This window comes from Erythrobacter sp. A6_0, assembly GCF_017744235.1.
GTDB lineage: Bacteria > Pseudomonadota > Alphaproteobacteria > Sphingomonadales > Sphingomonadaceae > Qipengyuania.
This window is the reverse complement of record NZ_JAGHQR010000003.1, coordinates 21,908-34,665: the sequence shown is the minus strand read 5'-3', so window position 1 is coordinate 34,665 and position 12,758 is coordinate 21,908. Positions and strand designations below refer to the sequence as shown.

Genomic DNA, 12,758 nt, shown 5'->3' with positions numbered 1-12,758 from the left:
TAGCCTCGGATTTAAGTCCTTGTTCGTAAACCTGCTATAAACTGGAGGTTCCGGGGTCGCGAACCGGAGGCTTATTCCCAGTGTCACGACAGGTAGTGTCACGACAGCCAATGTCACGACAGGCAGAGCGTTCAAGCGCGCCAATTGCGCGCAGGCGATGGGTCGATGCGCATTGGCTCAAGCCGAAAAGCTGGGCTTTTTCGGACGATCCGGAAGTCCTGATCGGCCAATACGCCAATCTCAAGCGTCAGGTACCGTTGCTGTATCTGCTGCTGGTCATCATCGCGGCGGCGAGCGTGTATCTCACGGCGGACAGCGCGCCTCGCCTGATTGTCGGATTGGTTTCCGGACTGTTCGTGGCTGTCTGCACCACCCGCATGGTGTGGTGGCTGTGGTTTCTTCCCGACCCGTCCGAAATCAGCGTGTCGGACGCCAAGGCGCTTCTGCGCCGGACCACTCTGGCGGTTCTCCCGATCTGCCTCTCTTATCTCGGATATGCGTTTCTGCTCGATGCGTCCGGCGGTCCCCTCCAGCGCGCGGGCGTGACGATCTGTCTGATCATGACCGCGATCGGCTGCATCTTCTGCCTGATGCATCTGCCGCAGGCCGCGCTGCTGGTGCATCTGACGACGATGGTGCCCTATATGATCTACCAGGCATTCGTCGGGAGCGAGATCTTCCTGCTGATCGCCCTGATCGCGGCCATGGTCACCACCTTGATGATCCGCGTCTCGCTCAATGCGCATGAGGACTTTACCGAGCTGATCACATCGCGGGCCGAACTGGCGATGCGCCGCCGCGAGGCGGAAAGCCTGGCGAGCGAGAATGCCAGCCTCGCCATGACGGATGTGCTGACGGGTCTTCCCAACCGGCGACTGTTTCTGAGCGATCTGCAAGACCGGGTCGCGCGCTCTGCCGAGGCAGAGCGGGAGTGTGTGGTCGGAGTGCTGGATCTCGATCGCTTCAAGCAGGTCAACGACATTTACGGCCACACCGCAGGCGATAAATTGCTCGTCGCGGTCGGCCAACGCCTGCGATCGTTGCGCAGCGACAGCTTGCTGGTGGCTCGCCTTGGCGGTGACGAATTCGGTCTCCTGATCGAAGACGACGAGACCGCTGCGAAGGCGATCGGGGAACGCGTCATCGCCTTGCTCAATCGACCGTTCCAGATCGACGGCCATCGCCTGTCGGTGGGATGTTCCATCGGGTTTGCGACCTTCCCCTATTCCGGAGCGACCGCGAATTCGGTGTTCGATCGCGCGGACTATGCGCTGTACGACGTGAAGGCGGATCGGCGCGGCACCTTTGCCTTCTTCACGCTGGATCTCGAAACGCGCCTGCGCACCGACAGCGAACTCGAAGCGGCCCTGCTGGGCGCCGACCTTGCGGACGAACTGGAGATCGCGCTGCAGCCGATCCTCGATCTGACCACCGCGAAGGTGCGCGGCGTCGAGGCTCTCGCCAGATGGAACAACGCTCAGATCGGCCGCGTAGATGCGACACGCTTCATCGATACGGGCGAGCGCCTGAACCTCATGAAGAGCATTACCACGACGCTGTTCGAAAAAGCGCTGGCGAGCATGGCGAAGCTGCCCGAAGACGTCGGCCTGTCATTCAATCTTTCGACCTTCGACATCGGGAGGTCGAGCACTATCGATGGGCTGATTGCGGCCATCGAACGTCATGGTGTCGCTCCCGATCGCATCACGTTCGAGATTACGGAAACCGCGCTGATGCGCGAATACGATACTGCGATTGCCCATATCCACCGCCTGCGGGGCATGGGGATCTCGATCGCGCTCGACGATTTCGGCACCGGCTATTCGAGCCTGAGCTATCTCAGCCGGCTCCCCATCGACAAGATCAAGATCGATCGCAGCTTCGTGTGCAAGCTGGACGAGCCGGGCGTCAAAAAGATCGTGACCGCGATCATGGGCCTGTGCAAAACGCTTGATCTGGAATGCATCGCCGAAGGAATCGAAACGGCCGAAGACTGCCTGACGCTGGAAAGCATGGGATGCAGACTGGCGCAGGGCTATGCCTTTGCGCGACCGATGGACATTGCGAACCTGCTTGCGTGGCTGGACAGCCATGTACAGCATCCTGCAAATCGTCGGGCTGACGCAGGGCTCAAGAGCCTTCCGGCATTCGCCGAATTAGGGAATCGTTTTTCCCGGCAATAGGCTGACGGCGTTGCCGTTATTGCACGGTCAGAGGGAACAGTGCCCCCTTTTGACCGGAAATGGTGCGGTCGAGAAGACTCGAACTTCCACGGGCTTGCGCCCACAACGACCTCAACGTTGCGCGTCTACCAATTCCGCCACGACCGCACATGACCGTGGGGGCGCTGGCCCCCGCGTCGGTAGGAGCGCGCCCCTAGCAGCGGTGCGGGGGTGCCGCAAGCGTTTTGGACAGGTGGTGTGCGCCAGGCCCCCTGCGGGCGCGTTCAGCGCGGAGCCCAGCCGATATCGGCGAAGACGGCGGAGCGCGGCACATCGGTCATCGCTTCGTTGATCGTCATCGATTCGCCCGGGGCCAGCGACGCTTGCGGCGGCGTGACTTCCCAGCTGAACACGATCCGCTCGCGCCCGTCCCGTAGGACGATCAGGATCGGCGGCACGTCGCGCGTTTCGCGGGCGGTGTTGGTAACGATGATCCGCGCGCCGAAATATTCGGTCCCGTTGGGAAGCGTCCGCCGCTCCTGCTCCTCGACCGGGAATTCCAGCTCCAGATCGGGCTCCGCCACGGCGAAGAGTGGCCGATCGACGGGCATCCAGGATGGCAGGCCGAACGTGTTGGCAGCCACGACCGTGCCCAGCGCCAGAATGGCGAAGATCCCCGCCGCCCAGGTCCACAGTTTGACGTAATTGCGGCGCGGGCGGAAGGGCGGGCTGTAATCGAACTGGCTGACCGTGTCGTCATAGACTATGGGGCGCGGTGGCGCGTCGGGCAGGGCGCCGTAGGGCGGATCGCCCTCGTCGAAGCTCGGTCCCATGGCCGCCGGATCGGCATCGGATTCATCGCGATCGGATGCGGACGAGAAATCGGGTTCGCTGTCGTCAGCGCTATCGCGCGCATTCGGCTGCGACGGGTCCGTTCGCTTGTCGGCGGAAGGGTTTGTCGCAGCCGCGGGCGGGGCGTTTCGCGGCGCGGCGGGTGGCGCATCGCCGAAATGGGGGCGCGCGTCTGCTTCGGGCGAGGAGGACGCGGGAACCGCCTCCCGCTTTTGCGCAGGCGAGGCCGGAGCGGGGCCAGTCCCGGGGGCCGTATCGCCCGCGCGGTTCGCACCCGCTTCGGGGGTCGCGATTTCGGGGCCGTCCTGAAACCAGCTATGCTTGCATTTTGCGCAGCGGACCGTGCGGCCTTCCACGCCGATCGCGCTGTCGGGCACGACGTAGCGCGTGGCGCAGGCGGGGCAGGCGATTATCATGACGGACCATTCCTAGACCCGTGCGCGAATCGCAACAAGTGTGCCACCGTGAACACAGGCCCTATGCAGCCTTTTTTCCACATCGATGCGCCGCTATAGCGCCGGACGGATGATGTGTTCGGGTGAAATGGGCGGGCTGGCGCGATGAACCGCGCTGTGAACCGGAGCGAGGAAGAAGTCGCGCGCTTCGACAATGTCGGCCTTCGCTACGGCACGGATCGCGAGGTTTTGAGCGATCTGTCCTTCACCCTGTTTCCCGGCCGGTTCTATTTCCTCACCGGCGCGAGCGGGGCGGGCAAGACCTCGCTGTTGAAACTGCTCTATCTCGCGCAGCGCCCGTCGCGCGGCGCGATCCGCATGTTCGGACGCGATGTAATCACCCAGCCGCGCGCGCAATTGCCCTCCTTCCGCCGCCGTCTGGGCGTGGTTTTCCAGGATTTTCGCCTGATCGATCACTTGTCCGCCTATGACAATATCGCGCTGCCGCTGCGCGTGTCGGGCGTGCGCGAGGACGACCTGACGCAGCCCGTGCTCGACATGCTCGACTGGGTCGGTCTCGGCCACCGCGCCGATGCGCGCCCGGCGACGCTTTCGGGCGGCGAGCAGCAGCGTGTTGCGATCGCGCGGGCCGTGATTGGTCGCCCCGATCTCCTCGTCGCGGACGAGCCGACCGGAAACGTCGATCCCGAAATGGCGCTGAAGCTCATCCGCCTGTTCGAAGCGCTCAATCGTCTGGGGACGACCGTGGTGGTCGCGACGCATGACGTCCAGCTGCTTAAGAAAGTGCCGGATTCGCTGATCATGCGGCTCGACAAGGGGCATCTGTCCGATCCCACCGGCGCGCTGCGCTTTCCGCCCCGTCGCGAGCTGTCGGGAGAGGACGCGTGAAGCGCCCGTCTTTCCTGCCAAACGCAAATCCGCCTGCCGGATCCTCGGTCGCGGCGCGGGCGTGGGAGCGCGGGCTGGCGCCGTTTCGCGGCCGGGCCGCGTCGCAGATGCTGCCGCGTACCCGGCTGGGTGGGCCGATGCCGTGGGTGATCGCGATCATGGTCGCGCTGACCGTGCTGGCGGCGGGCGGGGCGCTCGCCATGGCCAATCTCGCCGCGCAGGCGCGCAGCGATCTGGCCGGCGGCGTGACGGTCCAGATCGTGGAAGCCGATCCGGCCCTGCGCGATGCGCAGACGCGCCGGGCGCTTGCCGCGCTGGAGGATATGGAGATCGTGCAGGGCATGCGCCGCGTGCCCGATGCCGAATTGCAGGCGCTGATCGAACCGTGGCTGGGCGGCGGCGTCCGCAGCGAGGCGGTGCCGCTGCCCGCGCTTATCGACGTCGATCTGAGCGGCGCGGCGGATGCGCGTACTCTGGACGATCTGCGTGCCGCGCTCGGCCCGATCGCGCCCGATGCGCGGGTGGATGCGCAGGCCCAGTGGCTGGGCCCGGTATTCGATGCGATTTCGGCGCTGCGCTGGCTCGCGCTCGGCCTGATCGTACTGCTCGCCTTCACCAGCGCGGCCGCCGTGTGGCTGGCGGCGAGGAATGCGCTCAACGCCAATCGCGGAACGATCGAGGTGGTGCATCTCCTGGGCGGTACCGATGGGCAGATCGCGCGCATCTTCCAGCGTTCGGCCATCATCGATGCCGCGATCGGCGGGGCGGTGGGCCTGGTGCTCGGCGCGATTGCGCTGAAAGTGCTCGGCGCGCAGTTCGCCGCGCTGGAATCGGGCATGGTGGCTGGCGGAGGCCTCGACCCGGTCGACTGGCTCCTGCTCGCTCTCGTTCCGGTGGCGGGCGCGGCAATCGCCTTGCTCACCGCGCGAATGACGGTATTGGCTTCGCTCGGAAAGATGCCGTGATCCTTCGCTTCGCCGCCTTCGTCGTTCTCGCTTACGCGCTCGGTTTCATCGGGTTCGCGGTGACTTTGCCGCAGCCGCTCGAGGATGCGCAGACCGATGCGGTGATCGTGCCCACCGGCGCCAGCGGACGCATTCCGCGCGGGCTGGAGGTTCTGCGCGAAGGCGATGCCCGGCGCATGCTGGTCTCCGGCGTCGATCCCGAGGTGAAGCCGGGCGAATTCGCCGCCGAATTCGACGTGACGGATCGCGAGATGGAATGCTGCGTGACGCTCGGCTTTCTTGCCGTCGATACGCGCAGCAATGCGGGCGAGGCGGCGCAGTGGATGAAGGATAACGATGTCGAGACCGTTCGTCTCGTCACCACCGACTGGCACATGCGCCGCGCGGCATCGGAAATGCGCGGCGCGCTGCCCGAGGATGTGACTATCGTGGAGGATGCGGTGCCGTCCGATCCCGATTTCCGTCAGCTATTCCTCGAATACAACAAGCTGCTGCTGGCGACGGTATCGCAGGGGATACCGGCATGATCGTGCTGCGGAATATCGCGTTCTACCTCGTCTTCTACCTCGGTTCGATCGTGGTGACATCGGCGGCGCTGCTGTCGATCCCGTTCGGGTGGGAGGTGTTCCGCCGCCGCGTCAGCAATTGGAGCGGGTTGCAACGCTGGTGCGTGGTCAATCTGCTGGGCGTCGAGCTGAAGATCCAAGGCGCACCGCTGGACGAGCCGGTGCTGTATGCGGTGAAGCATGAAAGCTTCTTCGAAGCGATCGACGCGCCGACCCTGTTCGACACGCCCGCCGTGTTCGCCAAGCAGGAGCTTTTCTCGATACCCGGATGGGGCAGGGCCGCGCTGGCTTATGGACTGGTGCCGGTTTCGCGCGAGGCGGGGGCGACCATGCTGCGCGCCATGATCCGATCGGCCAAGGCGCTGAACGCGGACGGACGGCCGCTGGTGATCTTTCCCGAAGGAACGCGCGTGCCGCATGGCGAGGTGCGGGCGCTGCAATCGGGCTTTGCCGGGCTCTACAAGATGCTTGGGCTGGCCGTGGTCCCCGTCGCGGTGGATAGCGGGCCGATCTACCATCGCGGGCTGAAGCGCCGGGGCACCATCACCTACCGCTTCGGCGAGCCCATTCCTCCCGGCCTGCCGCGCGCCGAGGTGGAACAGCGGGTACTGGCCGAAATCAACGCGCTGAACGGGTAGGGCGGGCTAGCCTGCGGCTTCGGCCTCGCGCTGCAATATGGCGGCGACCTCGTCCATCTGCGCCTGCGTCCCGATCGTGATTCTGAGCGCATGGGGCAGCCCCTGGCTCGGCAGGTGGCGCACGGCATAGCCTGCATCGGCAAGCGCGCCCATCGCGGCCTCCGCGCGCAAGGCCCCTTCGAACAGGACAAGCGAAAAGTTCGCCTCGCTCGGCACGACGGACAGGCCGTGATTGCCGAGATTTGCGATCCGGTCGGCGAAGCGTGTCCGGACTTGAGCGTTCGTTTCCTGCGTCGCGCGAACGAAATCCTGATCCTCGATCGCGGCAAGCGCGGCGCGCTGGCCCCCGCCCGTCACGTTGAATGCGCCGCGCAGGCGGTTGAGCATATCGACCAGTGCGGGCGCGCCGGTGGCCCAGCCGACCCGCTCGCCCGCGATGCCATAGGCTTTCGAAAAGGTCCGCGTGACCAGCACATTGTCATGGCGCGCCGCCAGAGCCATGCCGCCATCGTCGATATCGGGCGCGAGAAATTCGGCATAGGCCTGATCGACCACCAGCAGGATATCCGGCCTCAGCCCCGCATGGAGCCGCGCGACTTCGCTCGCATCGAGCCAGCTGCCGATCGGATTGTTGGGATTGTCGAGCAGGACGACGCGGGTCCGCTCGCTCAAGGCGGCGAGCAGCGCATCGACATCGGCGCCGTAATCCTTCGCCTCCGCCAGCACCGGCTCGGCCCCGACCTTGTGCGCGAGCAGGGGATAGAGCGAGAAGGAATAACGCGAGAACAGAACCTCGTCCTCCGTTCCCGCAAAGGCCTGCACCGCGCCATGCAACAGCTCGCCTGAACCCGTACCGCACACGATCCGTGCCGGATCGATCCCGTGCAGCGCGCCGATCGCCGCGCGCAATTCCTTGGCGTCGGGATCAGGATAGAGCGCGGGCGAATGGGCGGATGCCAGCGCGTCGATCACCGCAGGGCTGCATCCCAGCGGGTTCTCGTTCGCGGACAGCTTGATCAGCTCGCGCCCGTCGGCGGATTTCGCCTTGCCGGGGACATAGGGATGGATCGCGTCGATCCACGGCTTGGGAGTGGGGCGGTCGGCCATGATGGGTTTCGCCATAACGGAAAGCAGTCCTTCGACAAGCTTGGGAGGAAAGGTTAGAGGAGCCCCCGCACGTTTTTGCTGGAACCCCTCGCTTGAGCTTCGAACCCCAAAACCTGACCCTGCCCGATCCCCTGCCGCTCGACGGGGGCGGGACGCTGGCAGAGGCGCGCATCGCCTACGAAACCTATGGCGAACTGGCGCCCGACCGGTCGAACGCGATCCTGCTGTGCCATGCGCTGACGGGGGATCAGTATGTCGCCAGCACCCATCCGCTGACGGGCAAGCCCGGCTGGTGGGAACGGATGGTGGGGCCGGGCAAGCCTATCGATACGGATCGCTATCACGTCATCTGCGCCAATGTCATCGGCAGTTGTCTGGGCTCCACCGGCCCGGCCAGTATCGCGTCGGACGGTGCGCCCTATGCCATGCGCTTTCCTGTCATCACCGTGCGCGACATGGTGCGCGGCCTTGTCGGCCTGCTCGACGCGCTGGGGATCGAGCGGCTGCACGCAGTGGTCGGCGGATCGATGGGCGGGATGCAGGCGCTGAGCCTGGCGGCGAACTGGCCCGATCGGGCGGAGCGCGTGCTCGTGATCGCTTCGACCAGCCGCCATTCGGCGCAGAACATAGCGTTTCACGAACTCGGGCGGCAGGCGATCATGGCCGATCCCAACTGGCGTCAGGGCGACTATTACAGCGCCGATACGCCCGACAACGGGCTGGCCGTGGCGCGCATGGCGGCGCATATCACCTATCTGTCGGAAGATGGGCTGACCGCAAAATTCGGGCGCAATCTTCAGGATCGCCCGGAAAAGAGCTTCGGCTTCGATGCCGATTTCCAGGTCGAAAGCTATCTGCGCTATCAGGGCAGCGGCTTTACGCGCCGCTTCGATGCGAACAGCTATCTCTATATCACGCGGGCGATGGATTATTTCGATCTGGCGGAGGAGCACGGCGGATCGCTGGCGCAGGCCTTTGCGGGCAGTCCGGCGCGGTTCTGTCTGGTCAGTTTCGACAGCGACTGGCTCTATCCGACGGCGGAAAGCCGCCATATCGTCCACGCGCTGAATGCGGCGGGCGCGCCGGTCAGCTTCGTCGAATTGTCGGCGCCGTTCGGGCATGACAGCTTCCTGCTCGACGTGCCCGCGCTGGACCGGGTGGTGAAGGGGTTCGTCGAATGAGCCGATCCTCTGGTCTAAGACCCGATCTTGCAGCCATCGCCGGGCAGGTCGCGCCGGGTAGCCGGGTGCTCGATATAGGCTGCGGCGACGGGGCGCTGATGCTGGCCCTGCGCGACAAGGATTGCGACGTGCGCGGGATCGAGATCGACGGAGCCTGCGTCGAACGCTGCGTGGCGCGCGGCCTCAGCGTGGTGCAGGGTGATGCCGATCGCGACCTTGCCGATTATCCCGATGCGAGCTTCGACTATGCGGTGCTGAGCCAGACATTGCAGACCGCGGCGCGGCCCGACCGGATGCTGGAACAATTGCTGCGCGTCGGCACGCGGGCCTTCGTCAGCTTCCCCAATTTCGCCCACTGGCGCACGCGCGCTGCGCTGATGTTCGGCGGGCGGATGCCGGTAACGCGCGCCCTGCCGGTGACGTGGTACGAAACGGCGAACATCCACCATGTGACGGTGGCGGATTTCCGCGATCTGGCGCGGGCCAAGGGCGCGCGTATCGAAGGCGAATGGTTCTTTTCAGGCAAGCGGCCTATCGGCGGCGCGGGAGCCAATCTGCGCGCGGAATTTGCGGTGTTCGAACTCGCCTGACGGCGCTCACATATGGCGTTCGACGGCCTGGAAAAGGCGCTTGCGCTGGCGACGCCCGCGGATCTGTTCGGTCCTGAGGCTGCTCGGCTGGACGCGGGTGCCGCTGGGCGATTCCCACCGGAACTGGAAACTGCGCCGCGCCCCCACGGGCAGGGATTCGGGCGCGTAGAAGGCCACCACGATCAGATCGAGCTGGGCCACGTCCTCACGCTCCAGCCCGGCGGCTTCATCGTCGCGCAGCATCACTTCGAGGATATCGTCGAAATGGCCGATATCGAGATACTGACCGGTCGAAAGGCTGCCCTGCCGCATGGTCGAGCGCGGATCGGCGCCCAGATCCTCGGGCAATTCGCGCAGATCGGTCAGCGCGATCTCTATCTGCTTGTCGCCTGCATGCAGAATGCCGATCAGACTGGTGACGTAAAGCGACTGGCTGCTCATATTGGTGACGAGGCAGCGGCTGCGCATGCCCCGTCCGGCGGCACGCGTGATAAGGATGGACGAGCGGCGCGAGGCCCGTACCTGGACCAGCAGGATCTGCAGATAGACCACCCAGACCACCAGCATTGCCATGCTGAGCAGGACGCTGATGAGCCCCTGATTGGCGCGGAAGAATTCGAGCATCGTTGCGGTCCCCGCGTTCAGCCGCGCAGGCGTTCCGCATGCCAGGCGACATGCTCGGCCAGGAAGGTGGAGATGAAATAATAGGAGTGGTCGTACCCCTCCTGCATGCGGATCGTGGGCTCCATGCCCTGTTTGGCGCAGGCCATTGCGAGGAGGCCCGTCTTGAGCTGCTCGTCGAGGAAATTGTCCGCCGTGCCTTGATCGACCAGGATATGGTCGTGCCGCGCGCCGTCCTCGATCAGAGCGACCGCGTCGTAGTCTCGCCAGGCATCCCGGTCGTCGCCCAGATAGCGGCCCAGCGCCTTTTCGCCCCACGGCACCTGCGTGGGCGCCACGATGGGGCTGAACGCACTGATCGAGCGAAACCGATCCGCATTGCGCAGGCCGATCGTCAAGGCGCCGTGGCCGCCCATCGAATGACCGGTGATTGCCTGACGCTGCATGTCGACCGGGAATTCCGCCGCGATCAGGTCGGGCAGTTCGCGCTCGATATAGCTGCGCATCCGGTAGTTTTTCGCCCAGGGCTCTTCGGTCGCATCGACATAGAAGCCCGCGCCCTTGCCGAAATCATACTCGTCTTCGGCATCGGGCACGTCGTCACCGCGCGGGGAGGTGTCGGGCGCAACGAAGACGATACCGTGTTCGGCGCAGGCCGCCCGGTATTCGCCCTTCTCGGTGACGTTGGCATGCGTGCAGGTCAGGCCCGAAAGATACCACAGCACTGGCAGCTTCGCGCCAGCCGCGAGTTCGGCGGCTTGCGGGGGCACGAAGACCGAGAATGTCATCTCGGTCCCCGTTTCCTGCGAGGCGTGCGAATACACACCTTGCACGCCCTCGTGCGAGCGGTTGTGGCTCAGCGTTTCCATGGCGATCAGGCTTCGCGGTGGATGCCGCAGATCTTGTGGCCGTCCAGATCGCGGAAATAGGAAAGGTGCATCGTGCCGAGCTGTCCGGCGTCGCGCGGTCCGGGAGGGCCTTCGATGCTGGTCGCGCCGTTGGCGACCGCCACGTCGTGCAGTTCCTTCACCTGTTCGGGCGAATCGCATTTGAAGCCGATGGTCATCCCGTTGGCGCACGTCGCCGCTTCGCCGTCGATCGGCTGGGTCAGCATGAAGGTGTTGCCGTCATGGATGAAGATCGCGCGCTGGTGGCCGCTGGCGCTGGTGTTGTCGATCGCATTGCGCCCGCCGAGCACGGCCAGGACTTTTTCGTAGAACGCCTTCGACTTTGCGATGTCGTTGGTGCCGATCATGATGTGATTGAACATTGCGTTTCTCCTCTTGAGCTTGTGAATCAGGCGTCGACCGCGACCGTCGCGGTGTCGTGATCGCCGGTATTGGGCGATCCGGCGGGGTCCAGCATCAACAGCCTGACTTCGCCGCGCGAGGCGACCGGGCGATGGTCCTCGCCCTTCCCGATCAGGAGTAGTTCGCCGGGCCCAAGCGTCTCCGTCCGGTCGCGGAATTCGACGTCGAGCGTGCCGTCGAGGCACAGGAACAATTCGTCGTGATCGTGCGCATGCCAGTCAAATTCGCCGTCGAGCCGCGCGATGCGCACCTCGTGGCCCTCATAGCGGGCGACGATGCGCGGCGCCCAGATCTCGCTGAACGTCGCGAACTTGTCCGTCAGGGAAACCTTGGCTCCCATCAGTCGAACACGACGACACTGCGGATGCTTTCGCCCGCATGCATCAGGTCGAAGCCCTTGTTGATCTCTTCCAGTTTCAGGACGTGCGTGATCATCGGATCGATCTGGATCTTGCCGTCCATGTACCAGTCGACGATCTTCGGCACGTCGGTCCGGCCCTTGGCGCCGCCGAACGCGGTGCCGCGCCAGTTTCGGCCGGTCACCAGCTGGAAGGGCCGGGTTTCGATCGTCTTGCCGGCTTCGGCCACGCCGATCACGATCGAGGTGCCCCAGCCCTTGTGGCAGCATTCCAGCGCCTGGCGCATGACAGTGGTGTTGCCGGTGCAGTCGAAGCTGTAATCCGCCCCGCCGTCGAGCATGGCGACGAGCGTGGCGACCACGTCGTCCACTTCCTTGGGGTTCACAAAATCGGTCATGCCGAAATGCTGGCCCCAGGTCTTCTTGTCGTTGTTGATATCGACGCCCACGATCCGGTCCGCGCCCGCCATCTTGGCGCCCTGGATCACGTTCAATCCGATGCCGCCCAATCCGAACACGACCACATTGTCGCCCGGCTTGACCTGCGCCGTGTTCACCACCGCGCCCACGCCCGTCGTCACGCCGCAGCCGACATAGCAGGTTGTGTGGAAGGGCGCGTCTTCGCGGATCTTGGCGACCGCGATTTCCGGCAGGACGGTGAAGTTCGAAAAGGTCGAACAGCCCATATAGTGATAGATCGGCTTGCCGTTGTAGCTGAAGCGCGTCGTCCCGTCGGGCATCAGGCCTTTGCCTTGCGTCTCGCGGATCGCGCTGCACAGGTTCGTCTTGCCAGACAGGCACATTTTGCACTGGCGGCATTCGGGGGTGTAGAGCGGGATGACGTGATCGCCCGGCACCACGCTGGTCACGCCAGCGCCCACTTCGCGCACGATGCCGGCACCTTCATGGCCGAGGACGCTTGGGAACAGCCCTTCGCTGTCCAGCCCATCGAGCGTGTAGGCGTCGGTGTGGCAGATGCCCGTCGCCATGATTTCGATCAGGACTTCGCCCGCCTTGGGGCCTTCGAGATCGAGTTCGACGATTTCGAGCGGCTGCTTGGCTTCGAAGGCGACGGCGGCGCGGGTTTTCATAAGCGTGTGGTCT

14 protein-coding genes and 1 tRNA gene are annotated in these 12,758 nt (G+C 64.9%); 7 read left to right on the top strand and 8 right to left on the bottom strand.

From position 1 onward, the window contains the following. Positions 1–110 precede the first annotated feature (110 nt). A complete protein-coding gene (locus J7347_RS09065) occupies positions 111–2,183 on the top strand; it encodes an EAL domain-containing protein (RefSeq protein ID WP_209161769.1) in 2,073 nt (690 codons plus the stop codon). 60 nt (positions 2,184–2,243) lie between these two features. Here the strand turns inward: J7347_RS09065 and J7347_RS09060 are convergent. Further along, a tRNA-Leu gene (locus J7347_RS09060) sits at positions 2,244–2,330 on the bottom strand. A 116-nt stretch (positions 2,331–2,446) separates the two neighbouring features. Next, positions 2,447–3,430 carry a zinc-ribbon domain-containing protein gene (locus J7347_RS09055; RefSeq protein ID WP_209161768.1) on the bottom strand — a complete coding sequence of 328 codons (984 nt, stop codon included), beginning with the start codon at positions 3,428–3,430 and terminating at the stop codon, positions 2,447–2,449. Between the two features lie 144 nt (positions 3,431–3,574). On the opposite strand from J7347_RS09055, the gene ftsE reads away from it, so the two are divergent. The 4 genes from ftsE to J7347_RS09035 are packed head-to-tail and all read left to right on the top strand — an operon-like array spanning position 3,575 to position 6,487. Continuing rightward, positions 3,575–4,318, top strand: a complete 744-nt coding sequence (gene ftsE, locus J7347_RS09050; RefSeq protein WP_245173986.1) for a cell division ATP-binding protein FtsE — start codon at positions 3,575–3,577, stop codon at positions 4,316–4,318. Beyond that, the gene (locus J7347_RS09045) at positions 4,315–5,283 is read left to right on the top strand and encodes an FtsX-like permease family protein (RefSeq protein ID WP_348521597.1); all 969 of its coding nucleotides are present in this window, start codon (positions 4,315–4,317) and stop codon (positions 5,281–5,283) included. The genes ftsE and J7347_RS09045 overlap by 4 nt, the downstream gene beginning before the upstream one ends. Continuing rightward, positions 5,280–5,810, top strand: a complete 531-nt coding sequence (locus tag J7347_RS09040) for a YdcF family protein (protein WP_209161767.1) — start codon at positions 5,280–5,282, stop codon at positions 5,808–5,810. Before J7347_RS09045 ends, J7347_RS09040 begins: the two co-directional genes overlap by 4 nt. Continuing rightward, the gene (locus J7347_RS09035) at positions 5,807–6,487 is read left to right on the top strand and encodes a lysophospholipid acyltransferase family protein (RefSeq protein WP_209161766.1); all 681 of its coding nucleotides are present in this window, start codon (positions 5,807–5,809) and stop codon (positions 6,485–6,487) included. Before J7347_RS09040 ends, J7347_RS09035 begins: the two co-directional genes overlap by 4 nt. Before the next feature lie 6 nt (positions 6,488–6,493). Here J7347_RS09035 and J7347_RS09030 read toward each other — a convergent pair whose 3' ends face one another. Beyond that, positions 6,494–7,609 carry a histidinol-phosphate transaminase gene (locus J7347_RS09030; RefSeq protein WP_245173985.1) on the bottom strand — a complete coding sequence of 372 codons (1,116 nt, stop codon included), beginning with the start codon at positions 7,607–7,609 and terminating at the stop codon, positions 6,494–6,496. A gap of 77 nt (positions 7,610–7,686) precedes the next feature. Here J7347_RS09030 and J7347_RS09025 point away from each other — a divergent pair, with 77 nt between their 5' ends. After that, the gene (locus J7347_RS09025) at positions 7,687–8,775 is read left to right on the top strand and encodes a homoserine O-acetyltransferase (RefSeq protein ID WP_209161765.1); all 1,089 of its coding nucleotides are present in this window, start codon (positions 7,687–7,689) and stop codon (positions 8,773–8,775) included. After that, positions 8,772–9,365: a methionine biosynthesis protein MetW gene (gene metW / locus J7347_RS09020; protein ID WP_209161764.1), complete on the top strand. Its 594-nt coding sequence runs from the start codon at positions 8,772–8,774 to the stop codon at positions 9,363–9,365. The genes J7347_RS09025 and metW overlap by 4 nt, the downstream gene beginning before the upstream one ends. A 6-nt stretch (positions 9,366–9,371) precedes the next feature. On the opposite strand, the gene J7347_RS09015 is transcribed toward metW, so the two are convergent. The 5 genes from J7347_RS09015 to J7347_RS08995 are packed head-to-tail and all read right to left on the bottom strand — an operon-like array spanning position 9,372 to position 12,745. Continuing rightward, positions 9,372–9,989, bottom strand: a complete 618-nt coding sequence (locus J7347_RS09015) for a hypothetical protein (protein WP_209161763.1) — start codon at positions 9,987–9,989, stop codon at positions 9,372–9,374. A gap of 17 nt (positions 9,990–10,006) precedes the next feature. After that, complete coding sequence (gene fghA, locus J7347_RS09010) at positions 10,007–10,861, bottom strand: S-formylglutathione hydrolase (RefSeq protein WP_209162075.1); 855 nt, start codon at positions 10,859–10,861, stop codon at positions 10,007–10,009. Further along, positions 10,861–11,256 carry a VOC family protein gene (locus J7347_RS09005; RefSeq protein WP_209161762.1) on the bottom strand — a complete coding sequence of 132 codons (396 nt, stop codon included), beginning with the start codon at positions 11,254–11,256 and terminating at the stop codon, positions 10,861–10,863. The genes fghA and J7347_RS09005 overlap by 1 nt, the downstream gene beginning before the upstream one ends. 26 nt (positions 11,257–11,282) lie before the next feature. After that, on the bottom strand, positions 11,283–11,636 hold the full coding sequence (locus tag J7347_RS09000; RefSeq protein WP_209161761.1) for a cupin domain-containing protein: 354 nt from the start codon (positions 11,634–11,636) through the stop codon (positions 11,283–11,285). After that, positions 11,636–12,745: an S-(hydroxymethyl)glutathione dehydrogenase/class III alcohol dehydrogenase gene (locus J7347_RS08995; RefSeq protein ID WP_209161760.1), complete on the bottom strand. Its 1,110-nt coding sequence runs from the start codon at positions 12,743–12,745 to the stop codon at positions 11,636–11,638. The genes J7347_RS09000 and J7347_RS08995 overlap by 1 nt, the downstream gene beginning before the upstream one ends. Positions 12,746–12,758 lie beyond the last annotated feature (13 nt).